A 22,153-nucleotide genomic window follows, 5' to 3' on the forward strand; every position below is an offset into this window, starting at 1 on the left:
TTGTCTCAACGTTAACAATTACAATTCGCCGACTTTACGATGCCATTTAAACCCTTTCAAAGCAAATTAGCCGCCTATTTTTACATAAAAGGTAAATATAGCGCATGGAAACTTGTGAGAGAATTTTAGTTTCCATAGTTTTGCCTGCGATTTTAAAACCCTTGAAATTAAAAACACTAAAATTTATGCGATTTAAATTAAGTTTCCTCTTTTTTCTGTTAACTATTGGGCTTTTTAGCCAGGAAAGTGCTACCATCAGCGGGTATATAAAAGATGCCAAAAATGGAGAGTCCCTCATAGGAGCAACCATCTCAAAGCAGGGGTCCAATGTTGGCGCTTCAGCAAATGAATACGGATTCTTCTCTTTAACGCTTCCAAAAGGGGAACATATAATCGCAGTTTCGATTATTGGTTATAGAACGTTTACGTTTTCTGTGAATCTTGATAAAAGCATCACTAAGACTTTTGAGTTAGAGGAAGAAGGAAAAGATCTTGATGAAGTTGAAATTACAGGTGAAGCCGCTGACAAAAACGTGAAGAGTGTTGAAATGGGTGTGGCTAAACTTGACATTAAGCAGATAAATAAAATTCCGGCTTTATTGGGCGAAGTGGATGTTATCAGGGCTATCCAATTATTGCCTGGTGTAACAACAGTAGGTGAGGGTGCCAGTGGATTTAATGTACGCGGGGGAAATATTGATCAGAATTTAATTTTGCTGGATGAAGCGCCGGTATATAACTCCTCGCACTTGTTCGGTTTTTTCTCTGTATTTAATCCGGATGCTGTAAAGGACGTGAAATTAATTAAAGGTGGAATTCCATCGCAATATGGTGGACGTGTATCCTCCATCTTAGATGTCCGTATGAAAGAAGGTAACAGCAAAAAACTCGCTGTGAATGGTGGCATCGGGACAATCTTCAGCCGCGTAAGTATTGAAGCGCCCATTATTAAAGACAAAGCAAGCTTTATTATTGCCGGTCGCCGCAGTTACATCGATGCTTTGGTAAAGCCTTTTTTAAAGAGCGGCAACGCCTTAAAGAACGCCGATTTTTACTTCTATGATCTTACAGCCAAATTTAATTGGCGTATTAATGAAAAGAATACCGTTTTCGCCAGCGGTTATTTAGGAAGAGACGTTTTTGGCGCTTCTGTTTTTGGATTTGATTGGGGAAATACTACAGCAACCACGCGCTGGAATCACATCTTCAATAAAAAATTATTTATGAATGCCACGGCCTTCTATAGTAACTACAGTTACAAGCTGGGTTTTACAGCCAGTAATGGTCAAGGGTTTAAATGGAAGAGCAACATTATTAACTACAGTGGTAAAACAGATTTTATCTACTACCTGAATTCCAGAAATACTATTCGTTTCGGTGCGCAGGCTCTTGCATACGACTTCTTGCCTTTTGATGCAACAGGTACTTTTGAAAACGGTACCGTTAAATTTCTTTCTGATAAACGTTACGGTGTAGAGTATTCGGCATACATAGGTAACGAACAAAAAATCACCCAAAAACTTACCGTTGAATATGGTTTAAGAGTAAGTATGTATACTTACATCGGGAAAGGAAAAGCTTATTATTTCAGAGATACTACCGAGAACACAGCTTTGCCATTGGATGATTCAAAAGACTTCTCCGCAGGAGAACTGATAAAAAAATATATTAATCCTGAACCACGTATTTCTGCAAATTATGTGTTAACAAAATCCAGTTCGGTAAAAGCGAGTTATAACCGCATGGCGCAATACATTCAGTTAATTAGTAACACTGCGGCAAGTACTCCTTTAGATGTTTACACAATTGCTTCAAACAATCTTAAACCCTTAACGGCAGACCAGGTGAGCGTAGGCTATTTCAGGAATTTTAAAGACAATATGTTTGAGACCTCTGTGGAGGTTTATTATAAATACCTGAAAAATCAGCTGGACTACATTGATAATGCCGATTTATTTATCAATTCTACCGTTGAGAACCAATTACTGCAAGGTTTGGGAAGAGCTTATGGAGCTGAGTTTTACGTAAAAAAATCGAAAGGTAAATTTCAAGGGTGGGTTAGTTACACCCTAAGCAAAACAGAACGTCTTGTGAGAGGCATCAGCAATAACGAATGGTTCTACAGCAGGTACGACAGAACGCACGTATTAAATACAAGTGTAAACTACGATTTATTTAAACGCTGGAATATTTCTGCCAATTTTGTGTTCTTGTCTGGTGTACCGGGAACCTTCCCAAATTCAAAAATTCAGATTCAGACTTTAAACATTCCTTATAACACAGATGGTATTCGTAATAATTACCGAATCACTCCGTATCACCGTCTTGACCTTGGGGCAACTTACACATTTAAGAAAAACGAGACACGCCGTTACAAACAAACACTTGTATTTAGCTGTTACAATGTTTACAACAGAAGAAATGCATTCAGTATTTATTTCCGTACAAAATCAGGTGAACCTCAGCAAACAGAAGCAGTTCGCTATTCTATCATCGGAACTTTTGTGCCGGCAGTAACTTATAATTTTAATTTCTAGAGTCTTAAAAATATTACAATGAAAACACTATTTAAATTTTTCTTTTTTTTCACCGGCGTTCTATTTCTTTCTTCGTGTGAAGATGTGGTGCAAATTAAATTGGACGAAGGTTCTAAGCTATATGTGATCGATGCTTTTGTGAATGATCTTCCCGGCAAACAAACTATCCGGGTGCTTACTAACGATAATTATTTTAGTAACCGTGAAGCGCCTCCTGTTGCAGGTGCTAACGTGCTTCTGAAGGACCTTACCGACGGTTCTCAATATGTTTTTACCGATGCCGGTAATGGCAATTATGTGTACAACGTTGGTGCATCTGAAGTGATGTCTAAAAGAGATCATCAGTATGAATTGAATGTTAGTATAGACGGTACAACATACACATCGCTTACAACACAAAAACGTACAGCGGTAATTGACAGTATTAGCGCAGAGTATGACGATGGCACAAGTGGTTTTGGCTCTGCCCAACCTGCCTATTTTTGCGGACTTTGGGCAAAAGATAAAGTAGACGCCAACGTAGATTATTACTGGATTAAAACATCACGTAATGATACTTTGTTTGATGACATAAATATTTGCATCGATGGCACAGGCGGTCCGGTTACTGATGCCTCTTTCGATTCTACGTACTTTACACCTCCTGCAACTTTTTTAGGTTTCAGATCTTATCAAAGCGGTAATACCTGTAAAGTAGAAGTTCACTCTATCGCGCGTGAGACTTACTATTTTTTTGTGCAGGCCCAGGCTCAGATCAATAACGGCGGACTTTTTGCAACAACACCCGAAAATGTGAAAACGAATATAGTAACTCCTGCTGACGCGAAAACGAAAGCGGTCGGTTGGTTTAATATGGCGTCTGTAGCAACAAAAACAAAAGTTATTCCCTAGAAAGTTTAATTAAAAGTAAACCCGGATTTCAATTTAGAATTCCGGGTTTTTCGTTTCATAGATCCGGGTACTAAAATACACGAGCTTACGTTATTAATTAATACATTAGTAGTAAATGCGGAAGCTGAAATTGAGTATCTGTTTATTTTTAATTGTCATTTTTTCTACAGAATGCACTGATGTGGTGCAAATTAAGCTCGATGAGGGCTCTGAACTGGTTGTTATTGATGCTTTTCTTGAAAGCCAATACGACCTTCAGTCGATTTTTATACATAAGAACTCGACTTATTTTAATACGCAAAAACCAGAACCGATAGTCAATGCAAAAGTAACGCTTCACGACCTTACAGCAAATATATCATACAAAGGCTACTATGCCAGGGATGACAGATACGAGTTGAGTGCTGAAAAAAAATCTTTTGTCGTAGGTCATCAGTATAAACTTGAAGTAGAAATAGATGGGGTTGTATACAGCGCTCTTACCACTCAGCCGAGGGCTGCAAAAATTGATAGTATTGAAGCAACTTATTACGACAAAGACCAATTTACGGGACAGTCGACTTATCCCTACTATATGTGCACTCTGTGGGCAAAAGATAAAGTAGATGAATTTCCTGATTACTACTGGATAAAAACCGACAATGACACAAGTTTCAATCTCTGCATTGACGGAAGCGGAGGCATAGTTAAGAATGTTGAACAAGATTCACTAAATTTTACACCTCCCTATAGTTTACTGGGCTTTAAAATGTACAGGCCAGGCACCGGTTGTGCTGCATCGATAAATGCTATCACGCGCGATACTTATAATTTTCTGATTCAAGCCCAGGCTCAAATTAATAACGGCGGTTTGTTTGCCACAACTCCTGAAAATGTAAAAACAAATTTCGTTACACCAGCCGGCGCAAAAACCAAGGCTGTAGGTTGGTTTAGTATTGCCAATGTAGATAAGTTAGTCAGAACAATCCCATATTAAACAATAAGACTTATGTCTTTCGAATGGTTTGGATTTTATAGTCTACAACATTTAATTCTGTGTTGCAGAAAAAATGTTCATCGGCAATGGCATTGGAGCAAACAACAACCGTTCGGTTTACCGTATATCCTGCTATTAAATCTTTGTACCACTGAATAGCATTTTTATCAAGATTAGAAATGGGTTCGTCCAGCAACAAAATCGGGGTATCTGCCAGTATAGCAAGACCAAGTTTTAAGCGCTGTTTCATACCGCTTGAAAATTGCCTGATAAATTTATTTTTGGCCGACTGCAGCTGAATTAACTCTATAACTTCATTAGAAGAAATGCTATTTAAAAAAGGTTTAAATAGCCTTGTGTGCTCGATCATTTCAAGCAGGGTAAAGTCTTCTATCAATTGTAAATACGGTGATGCAAACGAAATATAATTCCTGAGTTTATCAGGATTAATTTTATGATTGTCATTTCCATGAGCCCGTCCCGTCCCTATAGCAATAGGAGATCTTTCGGCATCATTTCGAGCGGAGTCGTTGTCGTGTCGAAGTGAGTCGATGTCATTTCGAAGGGAGTCGTTGTCGTGTCGAAGGGAGTCGATGTCATTTCGAGCGTAGTCGATGTCATTTCGAGCGTAGTCGATGTCATTTCGAGCGTAGTCGAGAAAAACCTCAACCCTCCCTTCATTCGGCGTCACAAAGCCGCTAATAACCTGCAGTAGCGTCGATTTTCCAGAACCATTTCCTCCAAGAATTAAAAGTTTTTGGTTGGGAACAATTTCGTAAGAGAGTTTTCTGAAGACCCACTCCTTACCAAATTTTTTACCAAGATTATTTAAAGTGATTGTGGGAGTCAAAATAGTCTATATTAAAGTTTATAGTCTATAGTAGAACAAGCTTTTGTTTTGTAACAAATCCCATAATTTGAGTATCAAATTCCTTTAATGATACCATCTGTCTGTTTGCGGATAAAGTCAACAATCTCGCGACGTGTTTCAGTGTCCGGAATTTCATTCTCAACAATTTCAAGAGCATTGGATACATTGTGTCCGCGTACAAAGATGATCCGGTAGATATCTTCTATTTGTTTGATTTTTTCTTTATCAAAACCTCTGCGCGCTAAACCAATAGTATTCACCCCGATAAATTGAAGAGGTTCGCGGGCAACACGAATGTATGGAGGAATGCTTTTACGAACTAAAGAAGCACCTGCTACAAAAGAGTGCGCGCCAATATTTACGAATTGCTGTGCGGCAACTACTCCTTCGATAATAACATAATCTTCAACCGTAATATGTCCGGCCAGGCTTCCATTGTTTGCAATGATCACATTATTCCCAATCGCACAATCGTGACCCAGATGCGTATAACACATGATCAGGCAGTTGTCGCCGATCTTGGTTGTCATACGGTCTGCCGTACCTTTGTGTATAGTGGCGTATTCGCGTATGGTGGTGTTTTTTCCAATAACCGTATTCGATTTTTCGCCTTTGTATTTTAGATCCTGGCTAACAATACCAATAACAGCGCCCGGAAAAATTTTGCAGCCTTCACCAATCACCGTGTCAGGATAAATAACTGCATTGGGGTGAATAAAACAATTGTCTCCAATTTCAACATCATGATAGATTGTAGCAAAAGCCTCAATCGTAACATTCTTGCCTATTTTGGCTTTCGGACTTACATTTGCAAGTGGTGATATCATAGATGTTAAGCTAATTGTGGTTCAGATTTTTTAACCTCGTGTCCTTTCACCTTAACGATCTGCGCCATCATTTCGCCTTCCATTACAGGTTTGTTATTAACGTAAGCTACACCACGCATGTGACAAATTCCGCGACGAATAGGGGTAACAAGATTTAAACTAAACACAACTGTATCTCCTGGAATTACCATCTTCTTAAATTTAACCCCATCAATTTTCATGAAGTAAGTGAGGTAATTTTCAGGATCAGGAACCGTTTTTAAAACGAGTACACCACCACACTGCGCCATTGCCTCAATAAGCATAACACCTGGCATTACCGGATTATCAGGGAAGTGTCCTTTAAAAAATTCTTCATTTAAAGTAACATTTTTCACACCGATTACATGGTTATCAGAAACTTCCATGATTTTATCTATCAGCAACATCGGTTGACGGTGAGGTAATAATTTCATGATGTCCATAATATTCAAAACAGGAGTAGCGTTCAAATCCACTTTCGGATAATCTTTTTCTGCTTTCTGTTTTTTAGCAAGTGCTTTTAATTTTTTTGCAAAGTCTACGTTGCCAGCGTGCCCAGGACGGCCAGCCAGTACGTGAATTTTCATAGGTCTGCCCACCAAAGCCAGATCACCCACTATATCCAACAGTTTGTGTCTCGCCGGTTCGTTGAAGAAACGCAGCTTTGTATTATTTAAAACACCGTGCCCTTTTACTTCTACGTCCGGCTTATTAAATACTTTACGAAGATGATCTAATTTATCTTTCGGAAGTTCGCTATCTACCAAAACAATGGCATTATCCAAATCTCCACCCTTAATTAAATTATGCGCTAGAAGAGCTTCTAACTCTCTTAAGAAAACGAAAGTACGGCAAGATGCAATTTCATTTTTAAACTCTCCGAGATTATACATGGACGCATGTTGTGTGCCCAAAACTTCGCTGCCGTAATCCACCATCACCGTTACACGAAATTCATCCTGCGGCACAGCAAGCATCTCTACTTTTTTAATGGGATCTTCAAAAGTTAAATTTTCAGTCAGTTCAAAATAATCACGTTCGGCTTCCTGCTCAACAATACCCGCTTCTTCAAGCACTTCAATAAATTTTAAAGCGCTTCCATCCATAATCGGCATTTCGGGACCAGTTACCTGGATCAAACAATTATCAATACCTAAGCCAACCAAAGCTGCAAGTACATGTTCAGTAGTATGAACACGAACCCCGTTTTTTTCAAGTGTAGTACCACGCGAAGTATCCACTACCAGATCAGCATCCGCTTCAATAACAGGATGACCTTCCAGATCAACACGTTGAAATTTAAACCAATGATTTTCTTCTGCTGGATTAAAAGTAAGGGTAACGGGTTTACCGGTATGTAAGCCAACTCCTGATACAGAAATAGCTTTTTTTATGGTTCTTTGTTTATCGCTCATGTGGAATCAATTAATTTTTAAAGATACTAAAAATCAACACATCAGAAGTAAAAAATCTTAGTCGAAAACCAAATAGGGCAGCAGTTTCTGGTAAATAGCAGGGTCGTTTATAATGTCTTTTAAATTTACCGGATTGATAGTTGTTTTTCTTCTCCAGTCGAAGATTGTTTTTGTGGTTTCGTAAGTTAAATAAGGATGTTTATTAATTAGTTTGAAATCGTCTTTGTTGAGATTTAGTTTCTTAACGCTTTTTGCATCCACTGTAAAAGTGTTTTTAATTTTTTCGTAAAGCTCTTCGCTTAAACCATAAACTTCTTTTAATTGCTCCACCGAAACATAACCTCCCAACATAGTTCTGTACTTAAGAATGCGTTTTGCATACACGGAGCCAATGCCATTTACAGAAATCAAACCTAAACTGTCGGCGGAGTTTAATTCGATTTTTGAACTTATAGACGTAGAAGCGGCCACGGCAGCATGAGTAGGATAAGACTTTTCAGGGCCGGTAGTTTTTTCAGGAACTTCTTTTTTGCCAGGAACGGAGTTAGCGATTAAAACATAAGGCTCTAATTGCGCGTATTGAGTTGAGGAAATACCATAGACTTTTTGAAGATCTGTTTTGTCTTTAAAAACAAAGCCTTTAGTTCTGAATTTTAAAAAAATCTGGGCGGTTTTTTCTTTTAATCCGAGTTGAAGGAGTTGTTCGAAAGAAACTGTGTTGGGATCAAAGACAAAGAGACGAAGTAATTTTAATTCTTTTTTATACTCCCGTTTTTCAAATTTTTCTGAAGTGGAATAAGAACTGTCTAATTTTTTTTCAATAAGCGGCAAATTAAGCAGCACAATGGGATCGGGCTTAATTAAGAGGGGGTACACTAAACGAATTACCAACAACAAAACACTTATTAAAATGAGAACAAACAAGCCATTACGTTGCTGTTTTGTGAACCCGAAATAATTATTCAGGAAGCTTTTGATCATTTTTACCTTTATTAAAAAAATAATAAACAGGAATGCCAATAGCCATAATGGCAAGACCTAAAAATGTATTACGCGATTTAAAAATTAAAAGATCAACGCAGATGGCGCCCGCTAACAAAATATATAAGGCTGGGATTACAGGATATCCAAACGCTTTGTAGGGGCGTGGGGTGGCAGGTTCTTTTTTACGAAGATAAAATAAAGCCGAAATGGTAATGATGTAAAAAACAAGCGAGGCAAAAGTACAATAATCGAGCAGCGAACCGTAAGAGCCGCTTAAACAAAGGATGGAAGCCCAGAAAGCCTGTAACCAAAGGGCTTTTGAAGGAACAGAGTACTTATTTAAGTAAGAAGCCGATTTAAAAAACAAACCTTCTTTTGACATAGCCTGGAATAGCCGGGCGCCTTGCAGAATGAGTCCATTGTTACAGCCAAATGTAGAGATCATAATGAGTAAAGCCATTATGGAAGAAGAAACATCTCCGAAAACGGGAAACATTGCGGCAGATCCTACGCGGTCGTTTTGTGCGTATTCTATACCGCGCTCTATAACAGTTTGACCATCTGGCGAACCAAGGGCTGGCAGGATCATAAAGTACGCAACGTTTGCCAGAAGGTAAAGCAGGGTTACAATAAGAACACCAATTAATAAACCCAGTGGAATATTTTTCTGAGGCTGTTTAATTTCTCCGGCAATAAAGGTAACGTTGTTCCAGGCATCACTACTGAATAGAGATCCAATAAGGGCAACGCCAAGCGCACTTATCAAAGCTGTCAAGTTAAATCCCTTTTCTCCCAGCGGATCAGCCGGATTTCTAAACGGAAGTTCTAAATTGGTATGCCAATAGCCGCTTTTATAGCCAACTACAAATCCCACTGAAATTAATGCAAAGAGGGCGAGCAACTTGGTGCTGGTAAAAATGCGTTGTATGATTTTTCCGTTGTTAATGCCAAGTGTATTTAAATAGGTGAGAAAAATAATGCTGCCTACGCCCAAAAGCTGCGTGGTAGAAATATAAAAATTACCAAGCGGAATAGCCACGTGCGATTCATCAAAAAAGGGAATAAAAACTCCGGTAAATCGCGCAAAGGCTACAGCTACGGCCGCTATAACGCCAGTTTGAATAACGGTAAAAACCGTCCACCCATAAACAAATGAAGTAAGTTTGCCATATGCGCGTTTTAAATAGATAAACTGTCCGCCCGCATCCGGCATCATTCCCGCTAGTTCTCCATAGCTTAATGCTGCAAACAAAGTAATTACCCCGCTAATGATCCAACACATCATCACCCAAAAGGGAGATCCCAGCACCCTGGTCATATCAGCGGTTACAATAAAAATTCCCGATCCTATCATACTGCCCGATACGAGCATTATAGTATCAAAAAGATTTAAACTTCTTTTTAGTTCTGACATGTGGGAATAGTTTTTAAAAGATACTTAAATTTGCAGGACAATATATCTATTTAAACAATAAGTAAGAAGCCCGCATAGTAATTTCTTTGCGTAAGGTAAATTCAAGTATGAAAGTTATAGGAGAAAGAATAAGCATCTTAAAAAAAGAAAATGTACTCAGCGTTGTTATTCTCGCAACTAACGACAAAACCAAACTTCGTATTTTGTTTTTATGGTTAATGGCCTGGACAGTTTGCGGGATAATTGTTTTCGCAAACTATTTTAAAGTGACCGATCAAAATTCAAAAGTTTTTATAATGATCTACCTTGCTTTCTGGTGCTATTTTGAATTTAATAGTGTACGGGCCTTTATGTGGAAACGCAGTGGAAAAGAAAAGCTCTGGATCAAAGATGGGGTACTGCACTATCAAAGAGAAATTAACGGCAAAGGAAAAATTCAGGAGTTCGATCTCAATGTTATAAGTCCTTTACAGCTTATAGAATTAAAACCAACCCGGTTCAGCGACACTATTAATCAAAGTTTCTGGATTAAGGGTGGTGAACGTTTGCAGTTTTATTCGCAGTCGCGACTTGTTTTGCTGGGCATGCAAATTACAGATGAAGAGGCAAAAAAAATCATGAAGGATGTAAATCCTATGATTTCTTAGGCCCTGTATTCAGGCGGAAAACAAGCAATTTACTTGGCATTTAAGGCTTTTCGTCTCATTTTTTTTACTGATATTATAAAAATCTTTACATTGCGTTTTCAGCTAATTTTTAAACATGAAAACACTATTATTTTTTTCGCTTACTTATTTTATAGTTTCAGATTCTTTAAAGGCTCAGCGCAGTTGCGCTACTCCTTTATTACCTCAGCAGTTTGAAACATGGGTACAAAGTATAACTCCGAAACCAGGAAAATATGGTTCGGCAAACGTTCAGTCTGTTTTTAATATTCCGGTAATTGTCCACATCATACATGACAATGAAGCGGTAAACAGTATTTCTGCTACGAGTGGTAACAACTTAAATGCTGCTCAGGTGATAGACCAGATAAATATTTTGAATAAGGATTTTAATGGAACCAACGCAGACACAAATCTTATTCCTTCAGTGTTTAAACCTCTTCTAGGAAAATTTCAGGTAAATTTTTGTCTAGCGGTTGTAAATCCTACGGGAGGAATAATGGCAGAGCCCGGTATTGATAGGATCAACAGGGTTTCAAAAGGCTGGAATGCCTTGCCCTATTCGAAGAGTTATGTGGACGCAACGGTGAAAGCTAACAGTATCTGGAATACCAATCAATACTTAAATGTCTGGGTATTGCCTCTCGGAAGCGGACTTCTTGGATATGCAACATTTCCAAACCCGGGTACATCTGGCATAGCCGGCCTCGGGAATACATTTGGCTCAGCAACTACAGATGGTGTTGTAATATTGAACACTTCTTTTGGTAGCATAGGCACTGCTCAAAGTGGGTCGTATAACAAAGGAAGAACTGTAACGCACGAAATTGGTCACTGGGTTGGCCTTCGTCACGTGTGGGGGGATGCAAATTGCGGCACCGATTATTGCAATGACACACCGCCTGCGCAGACTGCTAATTTTGGTTGTCCTACTTACCCCTTTAACTCAGGCACATGCACTGGAAATACTACCGGAGAAATGACAATGAATTTTATGGATTATACTGATGACGCGTGTATGCAAATGTTTACCGCAGATCAGAAATACCGTGCGCAGCTTATCTTATCAAATTCTCCAATGCGTGTTGCTCTTGTAACTTCAACAGTCTGCAATTTGCCAACCGCCAGTAATGACATAGGAATTTCTTTTGTGTCAAAACCAATTTATTCTGAAACCGTTAGTTGTATTAATTATATCGATCCTGTTATTAATGTTACAAATTATGGGTCAAACACAATTACAACAGCTCTTTTTAGTTTTAATGTAGACGGAGTAGCCACTCAAACTTTAGGCTGGACAGGGACAGTTGCTCCTAATGCTTCATTTACGCTGGCACTTACTCAAATTACCGGATTAAATCTGGGGTCGCATCTTTTTAATGTAAGTGTTTCGGCGCCAAATGCGGGTGTTGATAATAATCTTAGCAATAACTCTAATCAACAGCAATTTTCTATTGTAACAAACAGCTTTGTATTCACTGCTCCATCAGCTACTATTTGCCACGGAACTCCAGCTGTTGTAACAGCATCCGGAGCTACAAGTTATACATGGAGCTCAGGACCTATAAGTCAAAGCGTTTCTTTAAATCCTTCCGTAACTACAATTTATACGGTAACTGCAGGTTTAGGATCTTGTGTGATGACAAAAACTGTGAAGGTTACAGTACTTGCGAGTCCTGTTATAAGTATCGATAAAACGCATGTTTGCGAAGGAACTGCATCTACTATTACTGCTGCAGGAGCTAACACTTACACCTGGAGTAGCGGCGAAAACACTCCAGATATTGAAGTGATACTTTCAGCGAACTCTACTTTTACACTTAAGGCAAAAAGCACTTCCACATGCGTTACTACTGAAATTTATACTATTTCAGTTGATCCGCTTCCTACGGCAACACTCACTACATCCTATGTTAGTTGTGGAAATTGTTCAGATGGAACTGTTTATGCAATGGCTTCAGGAGGAACAGGCCCATATTCGTATTTGTGGGAACCGGGAGCCTCAACGAGCGAAACATTAACGGGTGTTGGAGCAGGTTGCTATAAGGTTATGATAACAGATAATCTTGGTTGTAAAACAGTTGATTCTGCCTGCGTAAGTTTTAATACAGGCCTTTTTAATCAAACTTTACCAGGCTCTTTATTTACAGCTAATCCTAATCCTTCAGAAGGGCTGTTTACATTTAACTTTTCTGATGCGGGAAGTAAAAGTATAATTATCACGGATGCCCTCGGAAAACTAATCAAAAACTACGAGACAAATTCCGAAACACTCTTAATAGATCTAAACGTTTTTGACGACGGGATCTATTACGCACGAATCGTTTCGGGTGCATCTCAGTCAGTCATAAAACTTTTGAAAAAATAAAGAGATTTCTTATTAAATTTTTAAATCCGGATTTCGCGAAATCCGGATTTTTATTAAGGAGAAGGCTTCTAAAAATTTAGATCGTATAAATAATTGATTTTTGTCAATAAGATTGCAATTTAAAGTTAAAAATAGCTAAAGGGACCTTGTAATAAGATGTAAAAATTATACTTTGGGCTTTATAACAAAACCACTAACAATTATGAAACAAAACTACCCCAACTTAGCGAAAGTATTTGCAGCGGCCGCTCTACTTACTACCGCAAAGGTGAACGCTCAAGTAGCATCACTTTATTCATTTTCCCAGGTCGCAGGCACTTACAACGCAATTACCACAGGAACAGTTCTCGGCAGTACTACAAGCGACGACCAGGTTTTCGCCGACCCGTCAAGTCTGGCAGGCTCAGGAAGCACAGGATCTGGTTTTGATATTGGATTCAGCTTTATGTTTAACAATCATACTTATGATCGCCTGGCAGTTTGCAACAACGGTTGGATCACTTTCGGACAGTCTTCCAGCTTTCCATCTGTTTATATAAACGGAGGATTTCAGGGTATTTCCTACAATTCGGGTGGACCGGCTATTCTTTCAGATGCAGTGAGTGGTTTGGCTACGGATATTCAAGGCCAGTCTGGATCTAGCCTGAGAGTGGCCACTATAGGTACTGCTCCATCAAGAACTTGTGTAGTTCAGTTTGCAAACTACCGAAAATATGCTGCCTCAGGGGACGCTTTTAATTTTCAGATCAGGTTATGTGAAACTACAAATATTGTTGAAATACAATTTGGCAGCTTCGTAATTAATTCCAGTGGTATTTATGCCGAAACAGGAATTCGTGGTGACTATAATTCCGACTTTAGCAATTTAACCACCAGTCTTAGTAATCCATGGAACAATCCTGCGATGGGTACTTCCAATACTGATCAAATTAACGCCAGTAACACCGGATCACTACTTCCAGCAAACGGGCAGATTTACCGCTGGTCGCCTCCGCAATGTTCTGGTGGATTAAGCAGTCTTGCCGCTACAGGGAGCCATTCTTTGGTTTGCCCTAATGGTGGAGTTAATTTAAGTCTTGTAAACACTTATACCGTTTCAGGGATCGTTTATAGTTGGGCTAGTTCAGCAAGTTCAGGTGTTGGCCCATTCATAACTATTCCAAACACAAACGGAGCCGAATATTTTGCCACCGGTATTACAAGTCAGCAGTGGTTTCGCAACTATGCTTATTGTCTTAATGGAGGATCAGGAACATCAACCTCTACCGCATTTGAAGTGCAGGTAGCTCCTACAACTACCGCCACAGTGCCATATTTCGAGAGCTTTGAAGGAATTGTTGTAGATAATGAATTGCCAAACTGTTCCTGGTTAGCTCCTGGTACAGGAACTTCAAGTCAGACTTATACAAGCACTATGAACTACAACAGATCAGCACGTACAGGGAGTAAATACGCCACCTTTGCGGCAGCATACGTTGCCGGCACTAATTATGTTTACACAAATGGTATTCAATTAAATGCGGGTGTAACTTACTCGGCAAGCATGTGGTATAAAACTGAAATCAACGGTTACACAAATGTTACTAATCTTGAATTACTTTATGGTACAGCGCAGAATCCGACAGGTCTTGTGAGTATAGTATCTACTGGACCAGCGACCAGCCCTATTTATCAGCCTTTGGCAAATACATTTATGGTTCCTACTTCAGGATTGTATTACATTGCTGTTAAAGCAACCACCAACGGAAGTTACGGAGCGCAGTTCCTTGTATGGGATGACCTTGCAATTAGTGTGCCTTGTGATCTAAATCCAGTTGCTGTAGCATTAACCACAAATTCTACAACTATTTGCTCGGGTCAAGAGTTAGATTTTTCAGCCAGCGGAGCTGATACTTACCTTTGGAGTACCGGAGAAACAAGTTCTTCAATCACTGCGCTTGCCACTAACTCAGGTGCTTATACAGTGGTAGGAACAAACACACTATCAGGTTGTACATCTACGGTATCTCAATACATCAATGTAAATCAAAGCCCAAGCATTTTTGCTTATGCATTCAACCCATCAATCTGCTATGGTAAACAAACCACCTTATTAGCAAGTGGAGCGCAATCTTATGTTTGGACAGGCGGAAATAACCCGAATGCACCTACCACTGTGGTTACGCCAACAATTACAACAACTTATTCTGTTACAGGTATAAATGGATCGAATTGTTCGACTACTGAAACTGTGATGGTTACAGTTAATCCAAATCCAACTATTACAGTATCAAGCAATGTAACTTCCGGTACAATCTGTAAGGGCGAAACAGCCGAGCTTTCGGGTAGCGGGGCAGTAAATTTTAACTTCTCTACGAATATGGGTCTTATTAGTGGATCACCTGTTAGTGTTAGTCCACAAGCTACAACTGTTTACTCGGTAACCGGTACCAATGCCTTAGGTTGTGAAGGTAAAACCACTTATGTTTTAAACGTCGAAGCATGCGTTGGAATTAACCAAATCGCTACAGCTATTGGTGGCTTAAGTATTTATCCTAATCCAACTACTGGTATTTTTACTGTAGAGTTAAGCACTTCTTCTGCTAAAACTATAGTTGTAACAGATCTTGCTGGACGAGTGGTTTTAAACACTACAAGTAACAACGAAAAGACAAACATCAATCTTAATGCCTTTGCAAACGGTATTTATTATGTAAAAGTTCAATCAGAAGATGCAGTTCAGGTAACTAAAATTATCAAAAACTAAATCGGTTTTTTTCAGCGAAAAAAGCCCCTTCTTTTCGGAAGGGGCTTTTTTTATTTCGCAGATAAGCTCTGTCTAAGCCATGGCATTATTTTCTTGAAGAGAATAAAAACTATAATTAATACAATCCATAAGCCCCAGCTTCTTATTAAAAACAAGACGAGATTTTGCAGAAGTTCGAAACCACTTATAAAAGCTGATTTAAGCTGGCTTAAAAAAGAGGGTTCAAAAAGAACAGGAGTGGATTCAATAGCTCTTTTTAAAATGCTCACCTGCTCCGTCTGGTAAAGGTCCAGAGAAAGGGTAGCATAATTTATTTTGTCTGAAAGAACATAAGAGTCAAGCATTGTATTATCTGCCAGAGTTTGCACTTTAAGTACTTCTTCTTCACCTTTTAACTCCTGTTTCAAATCGTTTTTACTTTTCTGAATTTTATTTGCCACTTTTGATTCATAAGTATGGTAACGCTTTTCGGAAAGACTATTGGCATAGAGAGATAATTTTAAATCATCGGCGGTTAATCTACGCGAGTCGATAAATACAGCGAGCTTGCTGATACACCGTACGACGCTATCTAATTCTTTATTTGGTACGCGCAGGGTGATTGTGTTTACCGTAGTATAATGGGTAATTTCAGCAAGTGAATCTTCTTTAAATTTAACGGAAGAGCTATAATTAATCTGCGAGGAAAGGTTACTTAAAGAAATATATCCACCGCACCCTTTTACCAAATCTTCAATCCGGTCACTGGCATCCAAAACGCTTTTTACTCTGAATCTAATGTCGGCAGTACGTGCAAAATTATGTGTTATGCCTTGAATGGTATCGGTGGCAAGGCCCGCACGGTATGCTTTTACGGAACCGGAAATAGCCGCTGATTTTTCCAGATATTCTTTTTCTTCTCTTGACGGGCCGCAGGAGTATAGTAACGCAAACGAAAGAGATACTAAAATAAGACTTAATTTTTGTGGCATAGAGATGCCAGGTCTGAAAATCCCGGGAAGATTTTCAGAACAATTTTTTGAATTGCTCATGTGATTGGATTTTATTATTTATACGGGCAACTTAAAAAGGTAACCTCTTTTTTAAGACTTATTTTAGTGAAGAATTTTAAAAACAAGTTCTTTCAATAATTCTCCATAGGTTACACCACTGTTATTAACGCCCTTGGATTTAAGGTCACATTCTTTCAAATAAGTAAAAATTTGTTTGAGTTTAGATGAATTATAATTTTGCGCAGCCTTGGCATAACCATCCACAAAAAAGGGATTCACGCCAAGTGCGCCCGCTGCAGCGAATTTACTTTTGTCAGCGAGGAAATGATATTTTAAAATTTTACTAAAATACCCAAACAAGGATATGAGTACTAATGCAGCTGGATTATCTTTTTCGTTAGAAGCAAAATGATTGATGATGCGGTTGGCTTTTAATATATCGCGTTTCGCCAGGGCATCCTGTAATTCAAAAACATTGTAATCTTTACTGATCCCGATGTTGTCCTGAATTAGTTCTGGTGTAATTTCTTTTCCTTCAGGCAAACTGATCATGAGTTTATCAATCTCATTTGAAATTTTACTGAGATCGTTACCCAAAAATTCAGCCATTAAAAACGTAGCCTTTGGGCCAATGGTGTATTTTTTTTCTTTTACATATTCATTGATCCATTCAGGCACCTGGTTATCATAAAGTTTTTTAGTTTCCAGGAATACAGCATTTTTTTGAAGTGCTTTTGCTATGGCGCTGCGTTTGTCGATGGTTTTATATTTAAAGCAAAAAACCAGAATAGTGCTGGGTTGAGGGTGCAGTATGTAATTCACGAACTGCGCCGCTGCCCCGTTAGCACCGCCGCCTTTTGATGATGAACTTCCCTCTTCATCAGAGCCTGCGCTTTTATTTAATTCTTTTAAATTCTGAGCTTCCTTTACAATTACCACATTGTATTCACTCATCATCGGGAATTGTTTGGCAAGACCGAGGATACTTACAAGGTCAGCATCCTTGCCGTAAACAATGGTTTGATTAAATTCTTTATCTGCATCTTCCAGTACGTTTTTTTCAATATAGTCGCTTATTACATCAATGTAGTGTGCTTCTTCACCGTTAAGAAAATATACCGGCTTAAAAATGCGCCGTTTAAGGTCGAGGAGTATTTGATTAACTTCTTTCAAAAAATCTTTTTTATTTTCGTTTAATTTTGTTTTCTAATGTCGAATAAAAACGCACAACCATTTTTATTTTCGATTGTAAGTTTTGAGTCGAGCTGCTCTACAAGTATAAAAACAAGTTCCATTCCCAGTGTTTTACTTCCTACCTGGTCAAAATCTTCAGGTAATCCAACACCATTGTCTTCTACTTTAATCGTAAAATTTTCGGCGTTATCGATCAGAGAAACAGTGATAATACCTTTTTTTCCCTGCGGAAATGCATGCTTGTAACAATTTGTAAGCAGCTCATTGATGATGAGTCCCAAAGGAACCGCACCGTCAATAGTAAGCCTTTCATCTGTGGGAATCAACCGCGTTACAATTTCAATTTTCGATGAAGACATGGTAGCTTCTATCTGCCTTACAAGTGTTTCAATATATTCTGCAAGGTTAATATTCGAGATGGTTGTTTTTTGATACAACATCTGGTGCGTAAGGGCAATAGCGTTTATTCTTTGTTTAGCTTCAAAAAAAATGCTTTCGGTTTTTTCGTCATCTATTTTCCCGATCTGCAAATTCAACATGCTTGTGATAATTTGCAGATTGTTTTTTACACGGTGATGAATTTCTTTGATAAGTGCTTCTTTTTCTTTTAGCGATTGCTCGATTTGTTTATTCTGATCTTGTATCTGCTCATTTTTTAGTGACAATTGAATTTCTCTCCGTCGAGCCTGGCGGTTATTTGCAATTAAAAAGAATATAATGACCAATAGAACAAGTAAACCTATAATTAATGAAACACGATAAGACTTTTGTCTTGCTTCTTCTGCTTCCCCTCGTTTTACCCTGTTTTCCTGCTCTGCATAAGCCTGCTCTCTTTGTTCAATATTGAATGTCAGACCCTGGTTTATAATGTCTTTTTCTTTTTCAATCCGTAGCAAACTATCATTCATCCGCTCATAATCGCGGTAACTTTCTGTGGCGTTTTTATAATCGTATACAAGCGTGTAATATTCTGCAAGAGTGGGCAAAAATTTAATTTTGAGGTTGGCTTTGTACAGTTTCGTGTTTAAGAGGTGCTGACAGGAATCAAGGTATGCCTTGGCAAGTTTCTTATCTCTGAGGTCAATGTAGCACTTTGTTATAAGGTTGTAGCTATTAAAAGCACTTTCGTAATTATCGGATTTTAAACTGTAATAAACATCGCGTTTTAATAAGGGTAGAGCCTCTTTTATTTGTCCTTTGTTGTATAAGCTTAAGCCAAGGTTACCATCAATTAATCCCTTATAAAATGTGTAATACAATTCACGACCATGTTCCACTTGTTTTTTAGATAATAAATAGGCAGCATGTAAAAAGTAAAATTCAGCACTATCTGATTTTTTTTGTTTATTAAAGTAAACGCCCATGTCATTATAATAATTCACGGTTGCAATGGTGTCTTTTTTATTTCCACTTAATTCATATTCTTTTCTGCGTTCTGCAACAGCTTCTTCGTGTAAACCCAGCATGTGAAATAAATAACTTTTATTCAGACCAAAATCAATATTTACTGTGTCGCTTTTGCGATGCCATTTGTTTTCAAGAATGTATTGCATTTCGAAAGCCCTGTTGACATTTTTTATTTTTATAAAAATGCTTTTTAGCATTGCCAGGCAAATCAAAGTATCATTAATGTTATTAGCGGTATTATGCAAAGCGTTCTCTAAAACAAAAATGGCCCGTCCATAATTTTGATTATACATTTCTTCGCCGGCGTCTATTTTATCGAATAAAAATTTAAGATCTTTATTTTTTTCCGGTGATTGGGTATAAGTTTCTTTCTTTATACGATCGAGCGTATCTTTAATGTAGGGATAAACTTCTCGCAGTTCGGTATAAGGGATAGAGCCCACAAGCCTGACTTTTGTGCGTGGACTGGCGGAGAAAAAATCTTTTTGAAATTTAGCTTTGTTAAGTTGTGCCGGAGCAATTCCGCTAAATATTAAAAAAAAGACGGTTAAATATATCTGGTAGGGCCTCAAAATTTAGTTTTTATCCTGCCCAGCCGTCTCTGTCAAGACTTCTGTATTGGATAGCTTCCGCAATGTGATTGGTTTCTATATTTTCTGAACTGTCAAGATCGGCAATGGTACGGGCTACTTTTAAAATACGGTCATAAGCCCTGGCACTCAAACCAAGTCGCTCCATTGCGTTTTTTAAAAGCGTGTTACCCGCATCTGTCAATGCACAATAGGTTTTAAGATGGCTGCTATGCATTTGAGCATTGCAGTGAATGTTTTTTTCGTTTTTAAACCGTTCGCCTTGTATTAAGCGCGCCTTTATAACACGTGCACGTATATCCTGGCTGAGCTCAGAAGCTTGTTGCTTATTTAGTTCGCTGAAAGCCACCGGTGTTACTTCGATATGAAGATCAATCCGATCTAATAAAGGCCCGCTGATTTTATTCAAATATTTTTGCACAATGCCCGGGGCACAAACACAGTCTTTCTCAGGATGGTTGTAGTAGCCACAAGGACAAGGGTTCATGCTCGCAATCAACATAAAACTTGCAGGATATTCTACGCTGAATTTTGCGCGGCTAATTGTTACTACACGGTCTTCTATCGGTTGACGCATTACTTCCAGAACGGTTCGTTTAAATTCGGGCAACTCGTCAAGAAATAAAACGCCATTGTGAGCAAGACTTATTTCTCCGGGTTGAGGATTATTTCCGCCGCCAACAAGCGCAATGTCGGAAATGGTGTGGTGCGGCGTTCTGAATGGGCGCTGCGTTACCAGGCCGCCTCCTGTTCTTCCAGTTTTGCCGGCAACACTATGAATTTTTGTAGTTTCAAGAGCTTCTTCTAAGGTTAGGGGAGGGAGAATTCCTGGTAATCGTTTGCTCAGCATGGTCTTTCCTGCACCAGGAGGCCCGATAAGTATCGCGTTATGTCCGCCGGCAGCCGCAATCTCCAGGGCACGTTTAATATTTTCCTGACCTTTTACATCTGAGAAATCAAATTCAGACATAGAGGTTTTATTCGAAAACGCTTCTTCAAGATTAATTTCAGCTATGGGTAGTTCGGTTTCATCCTGAAAAAAATCTATTACTTGTTTCAGATTGGTGGCGTATCTCACCTCTAGTCCACTTACTACTGCCGCTTCAGGCGCATTTGATTCAGGCAGGATAATCCCTTTAAAACCATCGTGCCTGGCTTGTATAGCAATAGGCAGCGCGCCTTTAATGGATCTTAATTCTCCATCAAGGGCAAGTTCACCCATAATAATGTAATCGTTTATTTTTTCTGACGAAATTTGTTCGCTTGCGGCCAGAATTCCCATAGCAATTGTAAGATCATAAGCGGAACCTTCTTTACGAATATCGGCAGGCGCCATATTCACTGTAATTTGTTTACCTGGAATTTTATAACCGTGTTCTTTAAGAGCGGTATCAATTCTTTGTTGACTCTCTTTCACAGCGTTGTCGGGCAATCCTACAAGAAAAAAATTTACTCCAATACCAATATTTACCTCTACTGTAATTTTAGTGGCATTTATTCCTTGCACCGCATATCCAAATGTTTTTACCAACATATATGCAAATTAACCAATTTAAAACGAATATTAATTTCTGAGTTTTTAATTTTTTTTGTAGGTTTGATTACTCACATAAAATGGACTTATAATTTTGGTCCTCAAAACAATTTTACAACGCATGAAGAAAATAATTTTACTTGGAACCCTATTTCTGGCAGTTAACTGCTTCTCTCAAACCGAAAAACAACCCGAATTAAATTGCTACAACAAATGGGCTGCTAAGTTCGAAGACCGTGGTGCAGAAGTGGTAAAAGACGGCGTTTATGAAGATGTGATCATCACCAATCGTCAGGGTTCTAAAGCTACCTGCAACAATGGAAAAGTAGAAGTTAGAAATGGCATGGTGGTTAAATTTTATCTTCTTTTAAGCGACGGCTCGCACGAAGAAGTGAAACGTACCTGGAAAAATAATTCAGAAAAAAACGTTACGATTACTAATGGCATCAGTAAAACAATGAACACCGTTCATGGGGAGTTAATCAACGTGATCTGGCCGAATTTGATCAAAGCCAAAAAAGCAAAACCAATTCTGGCTCCTGATCCTACCGACGATTAATAGTTAGCTATAAATTTTAAAAAAAGAGAATCCAGGTGGTTCTCTTTTTTTTAAGCTCATTTTTTTAAGAATCAAGAGTTTATAGTGGTTTTAGAGAGTTTAGTCATATTTAATTTTTAAAATATGACAATCTGATGACACTTTAGAGCCGTTTATATACCA

At 38.5% G+C, this 22,153-nt stretch carries 16 protein-coding genes; 7 read left to right on the forward strand and 9 right to left on the reverse strand.

Annotated elements, in window-relative coordinates; all coding sequences use genetic code 11:
* Positions 1 to 185 precede the first annotated feature (185 nt).
* The 3 genes from CNR22_11880 to CNR22_11890 all read left to right on the forward strand — a co-directional run bounded on the left by CNR22_11880 (position 186) and on the right by CNR22_11890 (position 4,404).
* Positions 186 to 2,537, forward strand: a complete 2,352-nt coding sequence (locus CNR22_11880) for a hypothetical protein (GenBank protein ID PBQ34887.1) — start codon at positions 186 to 188, stop codon at positions 2,535 to 2,537.
* Between the two features lie 18 nt (positions 2,538 to 2,555).
* Positions 2,556 to 3,428: a hypothetical protein gene (locus tag CNR22_11885; protein ID PBQ32439.1), complete on the forward strand. Its 873-nt coding sequence runs from the start codon at positions 2,556 to 2,558 to the stop codon at positions 3,426 to 3,428.
* A 115-nt stretch (positions 3,429 to 3,543) separates the two neighbouring features.
* On the forward strand, positions 3,544 to 4,404 hold the full coding sequence (locus CNR22_11890; protein PBQ32440.1) for a hypothetical protein: 861 nt from the start codon (positions 3,544 to 3,546) through the stop codon (positions 4,402 to 4,404).
* Positions 4,405 to 4,414: 10 nt separating this feature from the next.
* Here the strand turns inward: CNR22_11890 and CNR22_11895 are convergent, their stop codons facing one another.
* From CNR22_11895 to CNR22_11915, 5 genes are all read right to left on the reverse strand, one after another.
* Positions 4,415 to 5,257: a hypothetical protein gene (locus CNR22_11895; protein ID PBQ32441.1), complete on the reverse strand. Its 843-nt coding sequence runs from the start codon at positions 5,255 to 5,257 to the stop codon at positions 4,415 to 4,417.
* 71 nt (positions 5,258 to 5,328) lie between these two features.
* Positions 5,329 to 6,102 (reverse strand): acyl-[acyl-carrier-protein]--UDP-N-acetylglucosamine O-acyltransferase, encoded by a 774-nt coding sequence (locus CNR22_11900; protein ID PBQ32442.1) that lies wholly within the window; start codon positions 6,100 to 6,102, stop codon positions 5,329 to 5,331.
* A 5-nt stretch (positions 6,103 to 6,107) separates the two neighbouring features.
* On the reverse strand, positions 6,108 to 7,538 hold the full coding sequence (locus tag CNR22_11905) for a UDP-3-O-[3-hydroxymyristoyl] N-acetylglucosamine deacetylase (GenBank protein PBQ32443.1): 1,431 nt from the start codon (positions 7,536 to 7,538) through the stop codon (positions 6,108 to 6,110).
* A gap of 57 nt (positions 7,539 to 7,595) precedes the next feature.
* The gene (locus tag CNR22_11910) at positions 7,596 to 8,519 is read right to left on the reverse strand and encodes a hypothetical protein (GenBank protein ID PBQ32444.1); all 924 of its coding nucleotides are present in this window, start codon (positions 8,517 to 8,519) and stop codon (positions 7,596 to 7,598) included.
* The gene (locus CNR22_11915) at positions 8,497 to 9,936 is read right to left on the reverse strand and encodes an amino acid transporter (protein ID PBQ32445.1); all 1,440 of its coding nucleotides are present in this window, start codon (positions 9,934 to 9,936) and stop codon (positions 8,497 to 8,499) included. Before CNR22_11915 ends, CNR22_11910 begins: the two co-directional genes overlap by 23 nt.
* A gap of 107 nt (positions 9,937 to 10,043) precedes the next feature.
* Between CNR22_11915 and CNR22_11920 the strand changes: the two genes are divergently transcribed.
* From CNR22_11920 to CNR22_11930, 3 genes are all read left to right on the forward strand, one after another.
* Entirely contained in the window at positions 10,044 to 10,583 is a 540-nt protein-coding gene (locus tag CNR22_11920; protein ID PBQ32446.1) for a hypothetical protein, read from the forward strand.
* Between the two features lie 115 nt (positions 10,584 to 10,698).
* Complete coding sequence (locus CNR22_11925; protein ID PBQ32447.1) at positions 10,699 to 12,969, forward strand: hypothetical protein; 2,271 nt, start codon at positions 10,699 to 10,701, stop codon at positions 12,967 to 12,969.
* A gap of 202 nt (positions 12,970 to 13,171) precedes the next feature.
* Positions 13,172 to 15,715, forward strand: a complete 2,544-nt coding sequence (locus CNR22_11930) for a hypothetical protein (protein PBQ32448.1) — start codon at positions 13,172 to 13,174, stop codon at positions 15,713 to 15,715.
* A gap of 50 nt (positions 15,716 to 15,765) precedes the next feature.
* Here the strand turns inward: CNR22_11930 and CNR22_11935 are convergent, their stop codons facing one another.
* The 4 genes from CNR22_11935 to CNR22_11950 all read right to left on the reverse strand — a co-directional run bounded on the left by CNR22_11935 (position 15,766) and on the right by CNR22_11950 (position 21,432).
* Complete coding sequence (locus tag CNR22_11935; protein PBQ32449.1) at positions 15,766 to 16,746, reverse strand: hypothetical protein; 981 nt, start codon at positions 16,744 to 16,746, stop codon at positions 15,766 to 15,768.
* A gap of 63 nt (positions 16,747 to 16,809) precedes the next feature.
* A complete protein-coding gene (holA, locus tag CNR22_11940; GenBank protein PBQ32450.1) occupies positions 16,810 to 17,880 on the reverse strand; it encodes a DNA polymerase III subunit delta in 1,071 nt (356 codons plus the stop codon).
* A 20-nt stretch (positions 17,881 to 17,900) separates the two neighbouring features.
* On the reverse strand, positions 17,901 to 19,880 hold the full coding sequence (locus CNR22_11945; protein PBQ32451.1) for a hypothetical protein: 1,980 nt from the start codon (positions 19,878 to 19,880) through the stop codon (positions 17,901 to 17,903).
* A gap of 10 nt (positions 19,881 to 19,890) precedes the next feature.
* On the reverse strand, positions 19,891 to 21,432 hold the full coding sequence (locus tag CNR22_11950) for a magnesium chelatase (GenBank protein PBQ32452.1): 1,542 nt from the start codon (positions 21,430 to 21,432) through the stop codon (positions 19,891 to 19,893).
* Positions 21,433 to 21,553: 121 nt separating this feature from the next.
* Between CNR22_11950 and CNR22_11955 the strand changes: the two genes are divergently transcribed.
* Positions 21,554 to 21,991 (forward strand): hypothetical protein, encoded by a 438-nt coding sequence (locus CNR22_11955; protein PBQ32453.1) that lies wholly within the window; start codon positions 21,554 to 21,556, stop codon positions 21,989 to 21,991.
* The last annotated feature ends 162 nt before the right edge of the window (positions 21,992 to 22,153 follow it).

Source organism: Sphingobacteriaceae bacterium (genome assembly GCA_002319075.1).
Lineage (GTDB): Bacteria > Bacteroidota > Bacteroidia > B-17B0 > Aurantibacillaceae > Aurantibacillus.

Coding starts and splice junctions, on each gene's coding strand:
- CNR22_11880 (PBQ34887.1), top strand. CDS start 186: ATGCGATTTAAATTAAGTTTCCTCTTTTTTCTGTTAACTATTGGGCTT.
- CNR22_11885 (PBQ32439.1), top strand. CDS start 2,556: ATGAAAACACTATTTAAATTTTTCTTTTTTTTCACCGGCGTTCTATTT.
- CNR22_11890 (PBQ32440.1), top strand. CDS start 3,544: ATGCGGAAGCTGAAATTGAGTATCTGTTTATTTTTAATTGTCATTTTT.
- CNR22_11900 (PBQ32442.1), bottom strand. CDS start 6,102: ATGATATCACCACTTGCAAATGTAAGTCCGAAAGCCAAAATAGGCAAG.
- CNR22_11905 (PBQ32443.1), bottom strand. CDS start 7,538: ATGAGCGATAAACAAAGAACCATAAAAAAAGCTATTTCTGTATCAGGA.
- CNR22_11910 (PBQ32444.1), bottom strand. CDS start 8,519: ATGATCAAAAGCTTCCTGAATAATTATTTCGGGTTCACAAAACAGCAA.
- CNR22_11915 (PBQ32445.1), bottom strand. CDS start 9,936: ATGTCAGAACTAAAAAGAAGTTTAAATCTTTTTGATACTATAATGCTC.
- CNR22_11920 (PBQ32446.1), top strand. CDS start 10,044: ATGAAAGTTATAGGAGAAAGAATAAGCATCTTAAAAAAAGAAAATGTA.
- CNR22_11925 (PBQ32447.1), top strand. CDS start 10,699: ATGAAAACACTATTATTTTTTTCGCTTACTTATTTTATAGTTTCAGAT.
- CNR22_11930 (PBQ32448.1), top strand. CDS start 13,172: ATGAAACAAAACTACCCCAACTTAGCGAAAGTATTTGCAGCGGCCGCT.
- CNR22_11935 (PBQ32449.1), bottom strand. CDS start 16,746: ATGAGCAATTCAAAAAATTGTTCTGAAAATCTTCCCGGGATTTTCAGA.
- CNR22_11950 (PBQ32452.1), bottom strand. CDS start 21,432: ATGTTGGTAAAAACATTTGGATATGCGGTGCAAGGAATAAATGCCACT.
- CNR22_11955 (PBQ32453.1), top strand. CDS start 21,554: ATGAAGAAAATAATTTTACTTGGAACCCTATTTCTGGCAGTTAACTGC.